The 20,665-nt window shown below is 40.3% G+C and carries 16 protein-coding genes; 6 read left to right on the top strand and 10 right to left on the bottom strand.

From position 1 onward, the window contains the following. Positions 1-4: 4 nt before the first annotated feature. Entirely contained in the window at positions 5-1,312 is a 1,308-nt protein-coding gene (locus KF872_10725; protein ID MBX2904014.1) for a UDP-glucose/GDP-mannose dehydrogenase family protein, read from the top strand. A 4-nt stretch (positions 1,313-1,316) separates the two neighbouring features. After that, positions 1,317-1,682, top strand: a complete 366-nt coding sequence (locus KF872_10720; GenBank protein ID MBX2904013.1) for a YraN family protein — start codon at positions 1,317-1,319, stop codon at positions 1,680-1,682. A 4-nt stretch (positions 1,683-1,686) separates the two neighbouring features. On the opposite strand, the gene trxA is transcribed toward KF872_10720, so the two are convergent. The 10 genes from trxA to KF872_10670 form a co-directional block, all read right to left on the bottom strand. Further along, on the bottom strand, positions 1,687-2,001 hold the full coding sequence (gene trxA / locus KF872_10715; protein MBX2904012.1) for a thioredoxin: 315 nt from the start codon (positions 1,999-2,001) through the stop codon (positions 1,687-1,689). Between the two features lie 3 nt (positions 2,002-2,004). Then, positions 2,005-2,265, bottom strand: a complete 261-nt coding sequence (locus tag KF872_10710; GenBank protein MBX2904011.1) for a hypothetical protein — start codon at positions 2,263-2,265, stop codon at positions 2,005-2,007. A 6-nt stretch (positions 2,266-2,271) separates the two neighbouring features. Beyond that, entirely contained in the window at positions 2,272-2,577 is a 306-nt protein-coding gene (locus KF872_10705; protein ID MBX2904010.1) for a rhodanese-like domain-containing protein, read from the bottom strand. Positions 2,578-2,579: 2 nt separating this feature from the next. Further along, the gene (locus tag KF872_10700; GenBank protein ID MBX2904009.1) at positions 2,580-3,176 is read right to left on the bottom strand and encodes a methyltransferase domain-containing protein; all 597 of its coding nucleotides are present in this window, start codon (positions 3,174-3,176) and stop codon (positions 2,580-2,582) included. A gap of 4 nt (positions 3,177-3,180) precedes the next feature. Beyond that, positions 3,181-3,429, bottom strand: coding sequence for a rhodanese-like domain-containing protein (locus tag KF872_10695; GenBank protein ID MBX2904008.1), 249 nt, complete (start codon positions 3,427-3,429; stop codon positions 3,181-3,183). Continuing rightward, the gene (locus KF872_10690; protein ID MBX2904007.1) at positions 3,426-3,653 is read right to left on the bottom strand and encodes a hypothetical protein; all 228 of its coding nucleotides are present in this window, start codon (positions 3,651-3,653) and stop codon (positions 3,426-3,428) included. Before KF872_10690 ends, KF872_10695 begins: the two co-directional genes overlap by 4 nt. Position 3,654: 1 nt before the next feature. Further along, positions 3,655-5,079, bottom strand: coding sequence for an MBL fold metallo-hydrolase (locus tag KF872_10685; GenBank protein MBX2904006.1), 1,425 nt, complete (start codon positions 5,077-5,079; stop codon positions 3,655-3,657). Between the two features lie 73 nt (positions 5,080-5,152). Next, a complete protein-coding gene (locus KF872_10680; protein MBX2904005.1) occupies positions 5,153-5,518 on the bottom strand; it encodes a sulfite exporter TauE/SafE family protein in 366 nt (121 codons plus the stop codon). A 2-nt stretch (positions 5,519-5,520) separates the two neighbouring features. Then, the gene (locus KF872_10675) at positions 5,521-5,721 is read right to left on the bottom strand and encodes a DUF2892 domain-containing protein (protein MBX2904004.1); all 201 of its coding nucleotides are present in this window, start codon (positions 5,719-5,721) and stop codon (positions 5,521-5,523) included. 58 nt (positions 5,722-5,779) lie between these two features. Continuing rightward, positions 5,780-6,409 carry a Crp/Fnr family transcriptional regulator gene (locus tag KF872_10670; protein ID MBX2904003.1) on the bottom strand — a complete coding sequence of 210 codons (630 nt, stop codon included), beginning with the start codon at positions 6,407-6,409 and terminating at the stop codon, positions 5,780-5,782. A gap of 99 nt (positions 6,410-6,508) precedes the next feature. Here KF872_10670 and KF872_10665 point away from each other — a divergent pair, with 99 nt between their 5' ends. The 4 genes from KF872_10665 to KF872_10650 all read left to right on the top strand — a co-directional run bounded on the left by KF872_10665 (position 6,509) and on the right by KF872_10650 (position 20,613). Next, positions 6,509-7,690 (top strand): prolipoprotein diacylglyceryl transferase, encoded by a 1,182-nt coding sequence (locus KF872_10665; GenBank protein MBX2904002.1) that lies wholly within the window; start codon positions 6,509-6,511, stop codon positions 7,688-7,690. 101 nt (positions 7,691-7,791) lie between these two features. Beyond that, positions 7,792-8,859, top strand: coding sequence for a PorP/SprF family type IX secretion system membrane protein (locus tag KF872_10660; GenBank protein MBX2904001.1), 1,068 nt, complete (start codon positions 7,792-7,794; stop codon positions 8,857-8,859). 89 nt (positions 8,860-8,948) lie between these two features. Next, a complete protein-coding gene (locus tag KF872_10655) occupies positions 8,949-11,369 on the top strand; it encodes an OmpA family protein (GenBank protein ID MBX2904000.1) in 2,421 nt (806 codons plus the stop codon). Positions 11,370-11,436: 67 nt separating this feature from the next. After that, positions 11,437-20,613: a gliding motility-associated C-terminal domain-containing protein gene (locus KF872_10650; GenBank protein MBX2903999.1), complete on the top strand. Its 9,177-nt coding sequence runs from the start codon at positions 11,437-11,439 to the stop codon at positions 20,611-20,613. The last annotated feature ends 52 nt before the right edge of the window (positions 20,614-20,665 follow it).

The following is a 20,665-nucleotide window of genomic DNA, read 5'->3' as shown; positions in this document are numbered from 1 at the left end:
TAGAATGAAAATTGCAGTTGTAGGAACAGGCTATGTTGGATTAGTTACCGGAACGTGCTTTGCCGAAACCGGAAATCATGTTACATGCATTGATATTAACGAAGAAAAAGTTCAGAAACTTAAGAATGGAGAAGTGCCAATTTTTGAGCCGGAATTAGATTTGTTGTTTGAACGAAATGTAAAGCAAGGAAGACTGAGTTTTACAACCTCTTTAGAACAGGGAGTTGAAGGAGCAAAAGTTATTTTTCTTGCGCTGCCAACTCCTCCGGGCGAAGATGGTAGTGCCGATTTAAAATATGTTTTAGCCGTAGCATCGCAGTTGGGCAAGATTTTAAAAGAATATGCAGTTGTAGTAAATAAAAGCACAGTACCTGTGGGCACGGCAGAAAAAGTGCGTCAAGCAATTGCTCAACATGCAGCAGTAGAATTTGATGTAGTTAGCAACCCCGAGTTTTTACGCGAAGGTGTGGCTGTGCAAGATTTTTTAAAGCCCGAAAGAGTGGTGGTAGGTACACAGAGCGAAAGAGCAAAGAAAATAATGGAAGAATTGTACTTGCCATTTGTAAGGCAAGGCAATCCCGTAATTTTTATGGATGAGCGCTCATCCGAATTAACCAAGTATGCGGCAAATGCATTTTTGGCAACCAAAATTTCTTTTATGAACGAAATTGCCAATCTCTGCGAAAAAGTAGGTGCCGATGTGGATATGGTACGCAAAGGAATTGGCACCGATTCGCGTATTGGTAAGCAATTTTTATACGCAGGAATTGGTTATGGCGGCAGTTGCTTTCCTAAAGATGTGCAGGCGCTTCATTTTACTTCAAAAGAATACGAATATAATTTTGGAATATTAAACGCAGTAATGGAAGTGAATGCATTGCAGCGTCAATATTTTTTCAACAAAATAGCGGCTCACTACCAAGGTGGTTTACAAGGAAAAACGGTAGCTGTTTGGGGTTTAGCATTTAAACCCAATACCGATGATATTCGCGAAGCTCCGGCCTTGTATTTAATAGATGAACTATTGGCAGCAGGCGCAACTGTGCGCGCTTACGACCCCGAAGCTATTGCACATGTAGAGCGCATTTATGGCAATAAAGTATTTTTTGCCAGCGATGAGTACGATGCCTTAAACGGAGCCGATTTCTTAGTAATAGTTACAGAATGGAATGCCTTCCGTTCTCCGGATTTCGACAGAATAAAATCGCTGCTGAAAGAACCGGTTATTTTTGATGGTAGGAATGTTTTTAACTTAGATACCATGAAAGAATTGGGCTTTAGCTACCAAAGCATAGGCAGAACTAAAGTGTAAGCCAATGGCACTGCACAACGAAACCGGAAAACAAGGCGAAGTTGCAGCAGCAAATTTACTGCGCTCCAAAGGTTTTGAAGTGCTGGTTACCAATTACCGTTTTCAAAAAGCAGAAATAGACATTATTGCTATACTGCAAAGCACAGTAGTGTTTGTAGAAGTTAAAACCAGAAGCTCCGAAAAGTTTGGATTTCCCGAAGAGGCAGTGCATAAAAAAAAGCAACAACTAATGGCGTTAGCTGCTGCTCATTTTATGGAGGAACATAAACTTTCCGGGGAAGTTAGGTTCGATGTAATTAGTGTTTACAAAACACCCCAGCACCTACACTTGCATCATATTGAAGATGCTTTTTTCCCTATTGCCGAATAGTTTTTTATTGGTGTTGGCGGATAATTTGCTCTAGGGAATTTGCAGGCAAAACACCGCTTTGTCTCCATTTTACTTCTCCGTTTTTAAAGAGAATTAAAGTTGGTACACCTTGAATTTGAAAGGCAGCGGCAGCCTGTGGATTGCGATCTACATCTATTTTTACAATGCTGGCAGCATCGCCAACTTTCGCCTTTAATTCGTCTAAAATTGGTTTCATCATTTTGCAGGGGCCGCACCACTCGGCACTAAAATCTACCAACACCGGCTTGTTGGAGTTGATAAGTTCTTGAAAAGATTTTGGTTGATTGTTTGTTTCCATAGCTTATTGTTTTTTTGTTTTTAGTTCTTCGAATTGTACCTCTTCAATCGGAGGTTGAGGTGTAGTTTTGTTGCTACGTACCGGAGGCGTGTAGCAAGCTCCGGCTGCGCATCCGTAGTTCAATAATCCCATAGATGCAAAGTAGGCGCCAAACATTATGGCAAACCATTGTTTTTCTATTACACCTTGTATAATAACAGCTATGCCCAAAAGCAGATAAATAACTCTAATGGTGGACCATCCACCGGTGATTCTTTGTAACATATGCAACTACGAAATTTTGTTTTTTAAACTCATCCAGCCACCACCGTTGTAAACTTCGGTGAAGCCGTTTTCTTTCAAAATACTTTTGGCTTGCGCACTTCTTACGCCACTAGCACAGCAGGTTATTATGGGCTTGTTTTTCTTTAAAGAAGCATAATGGTTCGAAAGATTATTGAGCGGTATATTTACTGAGCCGCGAATGTGGCCTCCATTGAATTCTGCTTTGGTGCGTACATCTACAATTTGTGCGCCTTGCTGCATCAATTCTTTATAGTTTACCGATGGACCTAAACCCAAAAGTTGTTTTAGCATTTCTAACATAAACTAGGTTGTTTTTTTATGAGTTGAATAAAGAGTTCGTTGCCTGCTCTTGGTTTTACCGAGTTGGTGGCAAGTTTCATGTGTTTTGTTTCAAAGTAGGGTTGAAAGAGCTGCTGATATTCCGTTAGTTCACCTCCAAATGGTGGACCTTCTTTTTCAAAGTTGCAATTGAAAAGTAGGCCTGCCAATACTCCGTTTTCTTTTAAAAGATGGTGGACGTGCTGCACATATTTTGTACGTAGCGAAGGGTGAATGGCACAAAAAAAAGTTTGTTCCAGAATTACATCGTATTTGCCTTGGTGTTCAAAAAAATCGGAATGAATAATTTGAATTGGCTTGCCCTTAAACTTTTGTTGAAGGCGCATAATGGCTTCTTCTGCAATATCAACTAAAGTGATATTGGTAAAGCCTTTTTCTAAAAGGTATTCGGCTTCGTAAGCATTGCCGCAGCCTGGAATAAGTATGTGCAGATTTTTGTTTTCTAGCGAATTTATGTAAACTGTAAGCGGAGGCGATGGTGCTTTTAAGTCCCATCCGGTTTGGCTGCTCCGGTAGCGTTCATTCCAAAAATCTTTATTCAAATTTTCCATAGTATTAGCATAGGCAGTTTACATCGAGCCAACTTCCTCCGTTGGTACATTCAATGCCGTTGGTTTTTAGAAAAGCTGCCGCTTGGCCGCTTCGGTTTCCACTGGCACAGCATAAAATTAGCGGTTGTTGCAAAGCTTTTATTTCTGCTAGGCGATGTGGAATTTCTTGTAGTGGAATATTGATGCTTCCGGCTACATTTCCTCCCATAAATTCAGCGGGCGTTCTTACATCTACAATAGTTGCTTGTTTCATAATTGATTGTTTTCTGTTGTTGAATTTTTGTGTTGTTTTTCTTTTTCAAAAGTGGTTAGGAGTAAGCCGCCCATAATTGCTCCGTATGCAGTGCTGTTTAGCGGGTTAGAAGTAATGGCGCAAGTACCGCTGGCACAGCCAATAAAGTAGTAGTAAGCATATCCTGCAATGGCTCCGGCCATAATGCCAAACCACATTTTTTTCTGAAGAAGTATTTGTTTCATGTTATAGCATTGTTGTGGGGCATACATAATCGGTTATTGGGAATTTTCCGTATTCTTTTATGGCTTTAAAACCTCCTTGTACATCAATTAGGTTGTGGTAGCCGCGGGCTTTTAGTATAGAGGCAAATACCATAGAGCGGTAGCCGCCTGCGCAGTGTACATAGTAAGTTTGGTTTTTGTTTATGAGTGCCATGCTGTTGTTTATATAATCGAGAGGTGCATTAGTTGCGTTTACAATATGCTCGGAATTGTATTCGCTAAGTTTGCGTACATCTAAAATAGAAAGGTGGGGATTTGCATTGGCAGCAGCTGCTAATTCTTCAACAGTAATAGATGTAATTTGTTCTATTTCTTTTTCGGCTGCTTTCCATGATGAAAATCCATTTTCTAAATAACCAATGGTGTTGTCGTAACCAACTCGTGCTAAGCGTATAATGACTTCTTCTTCTCTTCCCGGATCGGTAACTAAAAGTATGGGTTGTTGTAAATCGGTTATTAAGGTTCCTACCCACACTGCAAAGCTGCCATCAATACCAATGTTTATGGAGTTTGGAACAAAACCTTTGGCAAAGTCTTGGGCATTTCTTGTATCTAATATCAGTGCGTTGGTTTCGTTTGCGGCTGCATCAAAAGCGTTGGGCGATAGTGGTTTCTTCCCTCTGTTCATTACGGTGTCTATGGTATCGTACCCTTGGATATTCATAAGTACGTTTTGTGGGAAATATCCGGGAGGAGGTGTTAATCCGGTGAGAACTTCGGTAATAAACTGTTCTTTGGTTAAATCTTGGCGCAATGCATAATTGGTTCGTTTTTGATTTCCTAGTGTATCGGATGTTTCTTTACTCATGTTTTTGCCACATGCGCTGCCAGCTCCGTGTGCAGGATAAACTGTGATGTAATCGGGCAGGGGCATAATTTTGTTGCGCAGCGAATCGTATAAGTATCCGGCAAGTTTTTCTTGCGTTAGATCCGATACTATTTTTTGTGCTAAATCGGGGCGACCCACATCGCCAATAAACAAAGTGTCTCCGGTAAACAAGGCGGTTTCTTTTCCATTTTCATCGAATAGAAGGTAGCAACTGCTTTCCATAGTGTGGCCGGGTGTGTGTAGAAGTTTTATTTGAATGTCGCCAATGCGGAAAATTTGATTGTCTTCGGCAATAATGCGTTCAAATCCGGTTGCTACTTCGGTGGGGCCGTAAACAATTGGTGCTCCTGTTTTCTTAGATAAATCTATGTGCCCCGAAACAAAATCGGCATGGAAATGGGTTTCAAAAATATACTTGATGGTGGCATTTCTTTTTTGAGCCATATCAATGTAGGGCTGTACTTCGCGCAAGGGATCAATGATGGCAGCTTCTCCATTACTTTCGATATAGTATGCTCCTTGAGCTAAACATCCGGTATAAATTTGTTCTATTTTCATAATTGCGTTTTTAGTGTTTTACTGTGCAAAGGTGCAAGGTGTGTGGCGTTCTTTCAGCCACTTTTGTTACAGTTTATTTTTTGTCTATAAAAAGCATTTTAAGTGCAATTAAAAGTAGCATTACGGCAAACGATTTTTTTAAAAGTAACTGAGGGATTTGATTGGCAAACTTGGCTCCAAGAAAACTACTTAAAAAGAATGCTAACGATAAGAGCAATGCTGCTTTAATATCAGCATTGCCTGCTTTGTAGTATTGCCATGCTGCCAATGCACCCACAGGCAATGTAAGCATTACCAAAGTAGTGCCTTGTGCCAATGTTTGCGAAAAACCTACCAACATTACCAATGCAGGTATAATAATGATGGCTCCGCCTAAACCCAGTAGCCCTCCCAGTAGCCCGGCCATAATTCCAATTGCAATAATTATAGCGTACTGCATTATTATTTTTTATTGGTGTTGATACCAAATGGCAGGTAAAGTGGGCAAGTGCCAATGGTTGCAGTTACTATAAATATGGCAGCTAGTGTACCTAATGCTATGGCGGTAGTTCCACTTATTTGGTTGGTGAAGTAAAGTGCTGCAATTGCAAGGGCAGTGAGTATTCTTACTGCTTTGTCTATTGTTCCAATGTTTTGTTTCATACCTCTAAATTTTAGAGGCAAATTTCGGTGGTGCTTTTTTGTGGAGCGGTAACTATTGTTACAAATCTTTTAGCAGTTTAATTTGATTGCGGTAAAGCAATAGTTTTTGGTCGTTTTCAAGTTTTTTAAGCAGTCGCGAAATTACCACGCGCGAAGTTGCCAGTTCGTTTGCTATTTGTTCGTGCGAAGCGTTTATGATAGTAGAGCCTGTGGCTTGTGATTTTTGTTTGAGGTAGTGCACCAATCGTTCATCTAATTTTTGAAAAGCTATTTGGTCTATTGTTTTTAGCAATTCATTAAAGCGAGCACGCATGGTTTTCATTACAAAACTTTTCCAAGTAGGATATTTAATAAGCCAAGTATCCATTACCGAAATGGGAATGAGTAGTAACTCCGAGGCGTCTTCTGCTACTGCTCTAATTTCGCTGGGATATTGCTGCATGCAGCAAGTAAATGTCATGGCGCAACTTTCGTGTGCATTCACATAATAGAGGAGGAGTTCTTGCCCTTCTTCATTAGGGCGGGTAATTTTTAAACTGCCCGAAAGCAGTATTGGAATGTTGCGAACGGTTTGCCCGGGTTCCATAATAGTTTCGCCTTCTGCTACCGAAATAGTTTTGCCTTTTTCTTCAATTTCTTTAAGTAGTTCTTGCTCGAATGTGTGTGCAAATTGACTCAGTAATTCCATACAGCTAAAGTAGAAATGGTGTTAAGAAATAAGAGTGCATACATACACTATTAACTTTTATAGCGTACTTTTTTGTTTTATTCGCCTCAAAATTCACACATGGTGTTATTGCGTTGTTATCCCCGAATTACCGATTGGCTATTTGAAATATCGGGTATAGATTTAAGATTTTTACCTATTTACAGTTATGGTTTTTTTGTGGCATGTGGCTTTATTGTAGCAGCAGCAATTGTAGCGTGGGAAATGAGGCGTAGAGAAAAGCTGGGGTTGCTAAATTATACCACCAAAACAGTAACGGTGGGCGAAGCACCTAAGCCTGCAGAAATTCTTACCAATGCGTTGTTGGGCTTTGTAGTGCTGTTTAAATTGGTAGCTGTGTTTTTAGATAAAGAAACATTTAGCGCTAATCCGCAGGCATTTATTTTTTCTATGGAAGGAAATTGGATAGCGGGTATAATTGGAGCTATACTGTTTGGCGGCTACTATTATTACGGTAAAAAGAAAGAACAACTGCCAACCCCCAAAACCGAAATAGTGAAAATATATCCCAGTCAGCAAATTGGCGATTTGGTTGTTATTGCGGCTGTATTAGGCGTGTTGGGTGCCAACTTGTTTAATTATTTAGAAAACCCCGAAGATTACAGCACCTTTATGCAAGACCCTATTGGTTCACTGTTTAGCGGTCTTTCAGTTTTTGGAGGCTTAATTTGCGCAGGAATTGGATTTGGTGTGTATGCTTATTTCAAAAAGATACACATACTACATTTTTTCGATAGTGTGGCTCCGGGCTATATTCTGGCAAACGGCATAGGGCGGCTGGGCTGCCAAGTAAGTGGGGATGGCGATTGGGGAATTGTGAATGTGGCTCCCAAGCCTTCATTTATTCCGCAGTTCTTATGGAGCGATGATTATGCACACAATATCATCAATGCCGGAGTTCCCATTCCGGGATGCGAAGGCAATTTTTGTACTCACTTGGTATTGCCGGTGTATCCAACTCCCATTTATGAATTTATACAATGTGCTCTTATCTGTATTTTCTTATTGGCAATACGGAAGAAGGTTACCCATTTGCCGGGAATGATATTTGCCGTTTTTCTTATATTAAATGGAATTCAGCGATTTTCAATTGAAAAAATTAGAGATATTTCAGACAGAAATCTAATAAACATTGCAGGATTTCATTTAAAACAGGCAGAAATCATAGCAATCGGCATGGTATTGGTTGGGATTGTGTTGAGTGTAATACTAGTGCGCATCTATCAACCCAAAAAGGCGTAGCGAAATTTATTTTCACAAAATGTTTCATTTCATTTGAACTTTTGTGATTTTTTATACCTTTGGCACTCATCTTTTTTGAAAAACTAAACTAAATAGTGACTATGGCTTTAAATCTACGAGCTAAGTTTGTTTCGGCACTTGCAGGTGTTTCTTTGTTTGGAACCCTTGCCGCACAAGACATCCACTTTTCGCAGTACTACACATTTGCATCTGCCATGAACCCGGCATTGGTGGGTAATTACGATGGTAGTTTCCGCTTGGCGGCATTATACAGAAATCAATGGAGAAGCGCTTTGGCGGGCAAAGCCTACCAAACTGTGGCTGCCGATGTTGATGTTTCATTCTTAGAGAATTACTTAAGAACCGACAAGTTGGCTGTAGGTGTTGGTTTTTACAACGATATTTCAGGTCAAGCAGGTTTATCGGTGTTAAATGCTTCTTTGTCGGTAGCTTACCATAAAGGAATAGATAAAGACGGTAAGCACCGTATATCTTTTGCCGCACAAGGCGCTTATATGCAAAAAAGAATTACAGATCCTTTGTTTGCGGACCAATTTCAAGGGCACGACCAAACTGTAAGAAATTACACTTCGGAGCAATTGATGCGAGGTGATCATACTTTCGATTTTAATGCGGGTTTATACTGGCGTTCTAATATTAAAGATAAAGTAAAGTTGAATGCAGGCTTTGCAGCTTATCACCTTATTCAACCTAAAGAGGATTTTGTGCGCGATTCTGCCGGAGTTTTTGGTAACTTAACCAGAAGATTTGTGGCAGATTTGAGTGTAGAAGCCTTCCTTACCAAAAAGAAGAATGTGTCTTTAACTCCGGAATTTATTTTCCAATATAAAGACAAGCAAATGGAAGCAGTTCCGGGTTTATTGGTGAGTTATTATTTCAATACCGGATTTAGAAACAACAATAGCGTACACTTGGGAGGTCGTTACCGTTTAGGACAAAGTGTTAATGGCACCGGAGGCGATGCTTTTGTGGTATTGGCACAAGTAGAATTTAAAAACGTGCGTTTGGGATTTGCTTACGATGTGAACCTTTCTAAACTGAGCGCTGCTACTCAAAACCGTGGAGGTTTCGAAATTTCATTGAGCTATATTGGTGAAAGTATCAAATCGTTCAAAGCCAATAAGAGTTTGCCAAGCCGCAGATTCTAATTTATAGGTTTCATTTTGAGTATTGAAATTAGAACCTATTTACAGCGGATTTTCATTAGAAATTGAATCAATCAAAAAAACTCTTCCAAATGCGTAAAGCAATATTACTTCTTTCTATCAGTTTGCTTGCCCTAAATTGTATTGTGGCACAAGGAACTAAAGAAAAAAAGGCAGAAAAAGCCCCGAAAGAAAAAACAGAAAAGGCAGAAAAAGCACCTGAGGCTAAAGGTGAAAAGAAAAAGAAAAAAGGCGGCACCGACACAGAAACTCGTAAGTTAAATGTAAAGCGCTATTTGAAATTGGGCGACCGTTTCTTTGCAGAATCTGCATACTACACTGCAACAGAGTACTACAAAGAAGTAGTATTGGTAAAGCCTGAAAATCGTTATGCCAACTATTGGTTAGCAATGAGTTTGCTCATGTCTAGAGATTACGAAGCTGCAGAAACATTCTTCCAGAAATTTGGAACTATTAAACCAGGTGAAAAAGATAAAGAAAGCAAATGGAAAGAGGAAGACGAAAAACTCTTCGATAAATACCATTTTTATTACGGTCAAGCATTGCACCGCAATGGTAAATACGAAGAAGCCATAAAAGAATATGGCAAGTTCAAAAGTTCCTACGGTAAAGAAGATAAAGAAAAATGGGCAAAGTTGGCCAATAATGGAATTAAAGGATGCGAGCTTGGTTTAAATCCTTACAATTCAAAAATTAAAACATTGCGTTTAAGCCCTGTTGTAAACCGTTCCTATAATGAATTATCGCCTGCGCCTTTCGATGCAAAAACATTGTACTTCTCTTCTTTGCCATCAGATACACTAGTGTTTGATAATAAGAGAAAGGAAAGACCTGAATACAAAATTTATACCACTACTTTAGCAGATGGCACATGGGGCAAACCTACTGCCATAAAAAATGAGGATGTAAATACTCCTAAATATAATGTAGGAAACGGATCTTTTAATGCAGATAAATCACGCTTCTATTTCACTAAATGCACCGATATGGAAGACGATCGCTCGTTGTGCAATATCTTTGTAGCAACAGCAAAAGAAGGTAAGTTCAGCAATGTAGAGCGTTTACCTGAACCAATCAATTTTAAGGAGAAATTTACTAGCACTCACCCTACGGTTAGAACCGGCAGCGATGGTCGCGAAATAGTTTATTTTGTGAGCGACCGCACCGGAGGTAAAGGTGGCTTAGATATATGGTTTACAAGCAGAATCAAAAGTGGCGAATATACTGCGCCTAAACTAGTAGGTGGAGTAATAAACACTCCGGGTGATGATGTTACTCCATTTTGGGACGAAACCAATAAAACACTTTACTTTTCTTCAAACGGACATCCGGGTTTTGGAGGTTTCGATGTGTTTTCAAGCAAAGAATTAGGCGATTTAAGTTGGACAGAACCACACAACTTAGGAAAAATATTGAATACAGGTTACGATGAACTGTATTACAATACTTCTGCCAATCAAGAGCATGGTTTCTTTACTTCTAACCGCCCTGGTGGAAGAAGTTTAAACGGCATCGCTTCTGCATCTGATGATATTTTTACTTGGGAGGTTTTCAGCTATGCTGTAGAAGGTATTGCATTTAAAGATGGCGATGTAGATGGCGGTTCATTAGAAGGAGCTACTTTTAATTTATATCGCAAAAATGCTGATGGCACACGTGAATTAGTTGCCGTAGATACAACTTCTAAAGAAGGCAACTACTTCTTTAAGTTGAAGCCGGATCAAGACTATGAAGTAGAAGTGGTGCGCCCTGGATTTAAGCCAACGGTTGAGTTTGTTTCTACAAAAGACTTGCCTATGGAAGACACCATAAATAAAAACTTAGGTGTGAGGAAAAGTGCTTATGTAGTATATGGCAATGTTGTAGAAGATGGCAAACCGGAAGTGAAATTAGATGATGTAGTTTATACTGTAATTGAGCAAAGCGGAAGCGGTGTTCAGCGTACCATCTTAAATGGTAAAACAGAGGTAGGCGACTTAAAATTTGCTTTTGATTTAGATCGTGATAAAGATTACAAACTTATCTTCAGAAAGAATGGCTATTTCAGCAAAACAGTTCCATTTACTACCAAAGGTTTAGGTAATAGAGATTCAGTTTTAGCCGATGTTGCCCTTACTAAGTTAGAATTAAATAAAGACTATACACTTAAAAATATTCTGTATGAGTTTGGTAAAGCAACCTTAACCGAATCATCAAAAGAAGTATTGGATACACTGCACTCAATTTTGGTTGAGAATCCAACTTTTGTAATTGAGTTAAGTTCGCATACAGATGCTATTGGCTCTGATGCTGCAAACCAGAAGTTATCGCAAGATCGTGCCGAGAGTTGTGTTAGCTACTTAATTTCTAAAGGAATTTCTAAAGATCGCTTGAAACCGGTAGGTTATGGCGAGTCTAGACCAAAGGCTCCTAACCAAACCGATGAAGGAAAAGACAATCCTGAAGGTAGAGCATTGAACCGCAGAACAGAGTTCAAAATCTTAAAGAGCTAGATAATATTTATTGGAGCGCATATCTAACATTGGTGTGCGCTTTTTTTCATTCATATCATATTTCAACATGAAAAAGTTAGTATTTTCATTATTAGCACTGTTTTCTTTAGTGCTATATTCTTCGAGTGTATATGCACAGTGTGGTGCTACCACCAATAATGCAGGAACTGTAGATGTGGGTTGTGCAGCATTTGGCACAAGTACTGCCATTCCTTCTACTGCATATAAAACATTTCTTGTGGTAAATGGAGTAAACTATACGGTTTCTACTTGCGGTACCGGTTGGGATTCTCAATTAACATTAAGGGATAATGCAGATACATATAAAGCCTACAACGATAATAACGGGCCGGACTGTACAGGGGCAGCAGCTTCTTTAGCATGGACGGCTGATTTTACAGGTACAGCCAAGGCGTATGTGCATAGGTACAGTTGCGGTAGTGTTTGGGAGGGAACTTCTGCTGTTTTAAAAGTTCGCCAAAATACAACAATAAGTAATACAACTTCTACTGCAGCTATTTGTACCGGAGGTTCTAAAGCATTAACTTCTACCTTGGGAGGAACTTATTCTGGAAACCCTACTGTTACATATTCTATTGTTTCGGGTTCTGGTTCCATTTCTGGATCTACCTATAACCATTCAGGCGGAGCAGGCAGTGTAACTGTTCGTGCTACTGTTGGTGTGTGTAATTCAGATGTAACATTCAACGTAGTGCCTCAGCCGGATGATCCAACTACTGCTACAAAATCGCCTAATTTATCAGCCATTTGTACAGGAACTGTAGTTTCGGCTTCTGCGCCATCGGGCGGAACTAATACCGGTTTGGGATGTAGTTTTGAGTATCGTTTTCAAGATGCTGGTTCAGGTTCTTGGACAGCATGGGGCAGTACCAGTAGCTTCACTACCAGTGGGGTGGGTGTTGGTACCAATGCGGCCAAAATTCAAATTAGAAGAGGAAGTTGTTCCTCTGGCTGTACCAATTCTCCCGGAACTTTCCAACTTACTTGGGATGTTCAGGCACAACCTGCTTTACCTACATTGAATGCTAAAACGCCCAATGTAGCAACGGTTTGTGCAGGTACAGGTGTAAATGCAACCATCAATGCGGGTACAGGTGGAGTAGGTTGTTCAGATGTATATCAATATAGAACAAGAAATTTATCTAATACTTGGTCTGCTTGGACTACTTATAGTTCGGGTGCTAATATTGCAACTACTGCTGCTATGAACAGAGTAGAAGTTCAAGTTCAAAGAGCTGGTTGTACTGCAGGTACAGGGTGTACCGGAACAGCATTTTCAACCATTGCTGCTTGGGATGTAACGCCACAGCCGATTGCTCCAACATTAAATGCTAAAACACCTAATTTAGCTGCTATTTGTGAAGGACAAACTGTAAGTGCTACTATAAATGTAGGTTCTGGTGGTGTAGGTTGCAGCGATACGTATGAATATAGAAGAAGAACTACCGCAAATGCATACGAACCTTGGGCTGCTTATGTTTCGGCTTCTTCAATTCCTACAACAGGATATAACTTGGTTGAAATTAGAGTGGCACGTGAAAATTGCACGGCTCTCAGTGGTTGTAATTCAACAGGTTATACAACCATTGCTTCTTGGACAGTAAACCCTCAACCATCTAATCCTACTTTGAATGTAAAAACGCCTAATTCAGCAGCGGTATGTGATGGCCAAAATGTAAGCGCTACTATAAATGCAGGTACAGGTGGTGTAGGTTGTAGCGATGTGTATGAGTATAGAACACGCGATTTGTCAAATATTTGGAGTGCATGGGCTGCTTATACTTCAGGTGCGTCTTTAGCTACAAGCGGTACTAATCGTGTAGAAATAAGAGTGCAACGCGGAAGTTGTTCTGCCGGAACGGGTTGTTCAGCTACATCTCCGGCTACTATTGCTTCTTGGGATGTGTATCCACAAGGCTCAATCACTATTACTCCTTCACAAACAGTTTGTAGTGGAACAGGTGTATTGCTAAGCGCTACTGTTACTGGTGGAAGCGGTGCTGATAATTATCAATGGCAAGTGTTTAATGCAGGCGTTTGGAATAATGTAGGAATTAACAGCGATAATTACACCACACCAGTATTAAGCTCTACTACTCAATACCGTTGTGTTTTATCATCAACAGTGCCGGGTTGTGATGCGGATACTTCTGCGGTAACAACTTTAACAGTGGTACCTAATCCAACCATAAGTATTGGTACTGCACAAACTATTTGTAGCGGTGGCAGTGTAACTCTTTCATCTTCTGTAAGTGGCGGTACAGGCACCTTAACTTACCAATGGCAGTATTTTGATGGTATTGCATGGCAAAATACAGGTGGTAACACTGCTACATTGGCTACCGGAGCATTGGCTGCTTCAACTGATTTTAGATGTGTGTATTCGGCAACTGGCTTAGGTTGTTCGCCTGCAACATCTAATACCGTAACCATTACTGTGTTACCGGATCCAACGGTAAGCATTGTCGGTTCTACAACTTTTTGTGGTTCAGGAGGTACTACACTTACAGCTGTTGGTAGCGGTGGTACCGGTACATTAACTTATCAATGGCAGGAAAGTACCGATAGTTTAGCGTGGAGCGATGTTGGCACCAACAGTTCATCACATGCCACGGGTACAGTTTCTACAACAACATTCTTTAGAACAAAATATTTTGCTACTGGCATAGGTTGTGATACTGCAATTTCAAATGTGGTAAAAGTAACTATACAACCTACCATTGCTAATAATATAGTTAGCCCAACTTATCAGAAATTTTGTGCATCCGGAACTCCTACACTTATTGTTGGAGGCGTACCTACGGGGGGAACCGGAACTTATACTTATTTGTGGGAGCAAAGCGTAAACAGTGGAGCTACTTGGACTCCTGCTTCAGGTTTAAATGGTGGTGTAGATTATCAACCTCCATTTGCAACTTCAACAATATGGTATAAACGCACAGTTACTTCGGGTGTTTGTTCCGATGATAACAATCTAAGTATTGTGAATGTTCTTACGCTTCCTTCATTTGTAAGTGTAAGCCATACTGATGTTTCATGTTTTGGCGGTAATGATGGAACTATTTCAGCTTCCGGTTCTTCTGCAAATGGTGGCGTTTTATATTCATTAGATGGTGGACCATTCCAAACAAGTCCTTTTACGGGATTAACTGCAGGAAGTTACACTATAACTATAAGAGATGATAGTGCATGTTCGGTAACTTATCCATCGCAGGTTGTAGTTAGTGAGCCAACACAATTATCGGCAACAATTTTTGCTACAGCAGATGCAAGTTGTGCCAATGTTTTTGATGGAAGTTTAACAGGATTTGCATCAGGTGGTGTAGCTCCTTATCAATATTCATTAAATGGAGGGCCATTTCAAATTTCTCCTACATTCAGCAATATAGCCGCAGGTTTTTACACATTTACGGCAATTGATGATAAAGGCTGTTTGGCAAGCGATACTGTAACAATCAATAATCAATATGCAGTATCGGCAACATTAGATTCTATTAAAAATGTTTCTTGCTTTGGTGGAAACGATGGCGAAATTTATGTAACGCTTTCTGGAGGTGTAATGCCATATAGCTATTCAATAAATGGTATAACATATCAAGCGGTACCTGTATTTACCGGATTAACAGCGAATAATTATGTGGTAACATTGCGTGATGCAAAAGGTTGTTCTGCATTTTTGAATGCAGGAGTTACACAGCCCGGCTTACTTTCTGTACTTATAGACTCTGTGGTAAATTCATTGTGTAATGGCGGTTCTACTGGTGGTATCTACATTACTACAGCGGGTGGCACAGCTCCTTATACTTACTTATGGAGTAATGGTTCCGGAAGTGAAGATATAACCAATGTTCCTGCAAATTCTTACAATGTAACAGTAACCGATAGTAAAGGTTGTACTGCTGTGGGAGGCGCTTCAATTAGCCAGCCGCTTCCTTTGTCAGCTTATGTAGCATCTTACAGAGATGTATTATGTAATGGCGACAGTACAGGATTTGTGGATATTTCTGTTGCAGGCGGAACTTCTCCTTATTCATTCAATTGGAGTAATGGTGCTTCTACAGAAGATATTTTAAATGTCCCTGTTGGTACTTATAGTGTTACTGTAACAGATGCCAATGCTTGTGTGCAAGTAGTTTCGCAAACAATAGGTGAGCCTGCATTATTATCGTCTTCATTTACTTCAGTAAATATACTTTGTAATGGAGGGGCAAATGGAAGTATCGACTTAACAGTAAACGGTGGCGTAACACCATATACTTATTTGTGGAGCAATGGACAAACTACAGAGGATATTTCAGGACTTCTAGCAGGTCTTTATACTGTAGTGGTAACAGATGGAAATGGATGTACAACTTCTAACCTAGTAAATATCACAGAAGCTCCAGCACTTACACTTTCAGTTTCTACAGTAAATGTATTGTGTAATGGCGATAGTGGAACAGCATCATTAACAGTGAGTGGAGGAACCGGAGCGTACAGTTATGCATGGAGCAATGGAGCATCAACTTCATCTATTAGTGATGTAGCCGGAACATATAGTGTAACGGTAACAGATGGTAACGGATGTACGAAAGTAACCAGTGTAACGATAACCGAACCGACAGCAATTGTTGTAAATGCGACAGTAGTAAATGTAAACTGTTATGGAGGCAATACAGGCAGTGTATCGATTACAGTAGGAGGAGGCGTATTCCCATACAGCTACTCATGGAGCAATGGAGCACTTACACAAAACATCAATGGCTTAACAGGCGGTACCTATACCGTAACAGTAAGCGATGCAAATGGTTGTACAGTAGAAGAGAGTTATACAGTAGTAGCGCCAGCATCAGGTTTGCAAACAGTAATGAGCGGAACAGATTTGAATTGTAATGGAGATGGCAATGGCAGTGCGAGTGTAAGCGTAAGTGGCGGAACAGCGCCATACAGCTATGGCTGGAGCACCTTTGCCAATACATCAAGCATTAGCGGATTGAATGGCGGCACCTATTTTGTAACAGTAACAGATGTAAATGGTTGCAGTGCAAGAGACAGTGTGGTAATCAATGAACCAGCGGCCATACAGATAAGCAGCAGTGTAGTAAATGTATTGTGTAATGGCGATAGTGGAACAGCATCATTAGCTGTGAGTGGAGGAACCGGAGCGTACAGTTATGCATGGAGCAATGGAGCATCAACCTCATCTATTAGTGATGTAGCCGGAACATATAGTGTAACGGTAACAGACGGTAACGGATGTACGAAAGTAACCAGTGTAACTATTACTCAGCCAGCAGTTGCATTGAATATAGTAGGCAGCCAAACAGATGTAACTTGCAATGGATTGGCGAATGGAACTATAAATGTAAATGTAGTTGGTGGAACAGTGCCATATAGCTATTTATGGAACAATGGTGCTATTGTAAATAGTTTAACCGGATTAGGTGCAGGTACTTATACGGTTACCGTTACAGATGCCAACGGATGTACTTTAGCTGCTTCTTATACTATCAATGAGCCGTCAGCATTGGTTACCGGAATTTCAGGTACAGATGTGTCTTGTGCAGGCGCTAATGATGGTACAGTAGATTTTAGTGTTTCAGGAGGAACAGCACCTTATACATATTCATGGAATACATTTGCTAACACAGAAGATTTGAATGGTGTAGGCGGTGGAACTTATATTGTGGTAGTTACCGATGCCAATGGCTGTACAGCAAGAGAATCTATAACTATTGCAGAGCCTCAGCCGTTGGTAATTACTTTAGATTCATTAACCAATGTAAATTGTAATGGCGGTGCAAATGGTGCAATCAATTTAACTACAACCGGTGGTATTACTCCTTATACCTTTGCTTGGTCTAATGGTGCCGCTACTGAGGATGTTTCTGGATTGCAAGTAGGCACTTATACAGTTACTGTAACAGACTTCAATAATTGTAGTGTAGTAAGCTCATTTACAATTACGCAACCTGCTCCTATTCAAGTTAGCGGTGTAGTAAAAGATGTAAGTTGTTCCGGTGCTTCGGATGGAACTATTTCTCAATCAATAGTAGGTGGTGTTCAGCCATATACTTTTGCTTGGAACAATGGTGCAAGCACGCAGGATTTAGCTGGTTTAGGTGGAGGTACATATACCTTCACTGTAACAGACTTTAATGGATGTACTGTAACTGCATCTTATACAGTTGCAGAGCCACAACCACTGGCAGCTACAATTTCTAAAGTTGATGTAGATTGTCCGGGGGCAGCAAATGGTTCGGCTACAGTAAGTGTAACAGGCGGCACACTGCCTTATACATACTTCTGGAGTAATTTTACATTAAGTTCAAGCATAAATGCAGTTAGCGGAGGCAAGTATTATGTAATTGTTAAAGACAAAAACAATTGCGAATTGCGCGATAGTGTAGTTATTGCAGAGCCTCAACCAATTGTAATTACCCCAACTGTTACTAATGTAGCATGTAACAATGGAAATAGTGGTGCTATTTCAGTTACAGTTAGTGGTGGTACACCGGCTTACGCGTATGCTTGGAGCAATGGTGGTACTACTGCTTCAATTAGTGGTTTAACAGCAGGCTCCTATACTTTAACTGTTACAGATGCTAATAACTGTACACAAGAAATTACTGTAACTGTTACCCAACCGGTAGTACTTGCTCTTACAGGAGTTGCAGTAGATGCACTTTGTAATGGAGCTTCAAACGGTAAGGTGGATATTACCGTGGTGGGTGGCACTATTCCTTATACCTTTAGTTGGTCTAATGGATCTGCTTTAGAAGATTTGAATAATGTACCTGCCGGAACATACGATGTTACGGTTACAGACTTGGCCGGATGTACAGCTACCGATTCTTATGTAGTAGCAGAGCCAAGTGCAATTGTATCGTTAGTAACCTCAACAGATGTAACTTGCTTTAATGCTAAAAATGGAACAGCATCTGTAACTGTAAGTGGAGGTACTCCTCCTTATACTTACTTATGGAGTACATTCCAAGGTAGTTCAAGCATTGGTAATTTGAATGGTGGCTTATATATCGTTATCGTTACCGATAATAACGGATGTGAAAAACGTGATAGTGCTGATATTTTTGAACCTCAACCGTTGGTGGCAACTACAACTGTAAATCAAATTACATGTTTTAATGCTAATGACGGTTCTATTACAGTAAATGTAACAGGCGGAACACCAGGCTATACTTATGCTTGGAGTAATGGCGGAACAGGAGCTACCCTTACCGGATTGTCGGGAGGTATTTATGAAGTAACCGTTACCGATACCCAAAATTGTTCGGTAGTTACTAGTGCACAAATCATCAATCCTTCTCAGTTAAATATCAATGCATTGGTAAGAACACCTAAGTGTTCTGGAGACAGCAACGGAGGTATAGATTTAATAGTATCAGGTGGAACGCCAATTTACAGCTACAATTGGAGCAATGGCGACACACTTGAAGATTTGAATGCATTGGCATCCGGTGTTTATATTGTAACTGTTACAGATTCAAAAGGCTGTACGGCAGTAGATACCATAGATGTTTCGCAACCAAGTCCATTGTACCAAACCGGTATTATTACAGATGTAACTTGTGCCGGAGCCAGCGATGGTGTTATTATCAACACCGCATACGGGGGAACCTTACCATATACTTATGCATGGAATGATGGTTCTGTAAACAAAGACCGTAGCAACTTGGCAGGGGGCTCTTACCGTGTTACCGTAACCGATGGAAATGGTTGTGAGGCAACTGGTGTTTACAATGTAATAGAGCCATTACCTTTGGTAGTTACATTGCAAAAAACAGATGTGGTATGCTATGGAGCTTCAACCGGAAGCGTTTCGGCTGTAGTAACCGGAGGCACATATCCATACTACTACTTGTGGAGTAATTTTGAAATTGATTCTGCGCAAACCAACTTAACTGCAGGTAAGTATGCAGTTGTGGTAACTGATAAAAACAATTGCCGCATTACAGATTCAATTACTATTAACCAAAGCACTCAAATTGTAATTGTAGGTACTGTTACCGATTCAAAATGTAATGGTGTAGCAGATGGTAGCATTTCAATTGCGGTTTCGGGAGGTGCAGGAAACTATACTTTTGCATGGACTGGCGGAGCCACTTCACAAGATTTGCAAAGTATAGCAGCCGGAGTTTATACCGTTACTGTTACTGATGCCTCGGGATGTACCTCAACAGCAACATTTACAGTTGGAGAGAAAACAAAACTTTCGACTGTAATGAGCGTGAGCAACCCAATTTGCACCGGAGGCAACACAGGATTTGCATCAGTAGTTGTAACCGGAGGTGCAGAGCCTTACACTTATAGCTGGAATGCTACTCCTCAGCAGAATGGTGCTACGGCAACTCAATTAGCTGCAGGTACATATATTGTTTCAATTACAGATAGCTATGGCTGTATTGCTGTAGATACTGCTGTGTTGGCACAACCAGTACCAATTACTGTTACAACCAACGTAGTTGCTTCTAAATGTTCAAATACTGCCACCGGAAAAGTTACTGCAACTGTAACTGGAGGTAATGCTCCTTATGTGTATGTATTGAACAACATTACGCAAGCATCGAATGAGTTTACAGGTTTATTGCCAGGTACTTATACTTTGTTAGTACGCGATGCAAATGGCTGTGAGGGAATAGCTACCTTCACCATTAATGCGCCAAATGCTATTACTGTAGATTTGGTAAGCGACAAGCAAATAATCCTTGCAGGAATGGAAGCTCAACTTTCAGCAATTACTAATTCAACTAAGAATGTAGTAAGCCATGTTTGGAGTCCGTTGGGTACATTCAATTTCAGCAACTGTGCCGATAGTACCAATTGCAGCGACCCACGTGTTGCACCTCTTTCTACCACTACTTATACAGTTGTTGTAATGGATGAGGATTCATGCACAGCCAGCGATACAGTAACTGTTGCTGTAAGTATAGTTGAATCATCTTTCTTACCTACTGCATTCTCTCCAAATGGCGATGGCTTGAACGATAGATTTGAGTTCGATATTTTGGGAGCAATAGATGCACAAGTAAAAGTGTACGACCGTTGGGGTAACCTAATTTTTGAGAACGATAAACAAACAAACGGTATTGGCAATGGCGAAGGTTGGGATGGAACCTTTAAAGGTGAGCCGGTACAATTTGATACCTATGTTTATGTAATGAAAGTTCGTTATTACAACAATGTAGAAAAAGACTTTACCGGTACTATTGCTGTTATGAAGTAATACTTAATACCTTAATTTCTTAAAAGGAGCTAAGCGTAATGTTTAGCTCCTT

It is taken from the genome of Chitinophagales bacterium, assembly GCA_019638515.1.
Taxonomy (GTDB): Bacteria; Bacteroidota; Bacteroidia; order Chitinophagales; family LD1; genus UBA7692.
The sequence above is the reverse complement of the archived record's forward strand: the minus strand, read 5'-3'. Positions and strand labels throughout refer to the sequence as shown.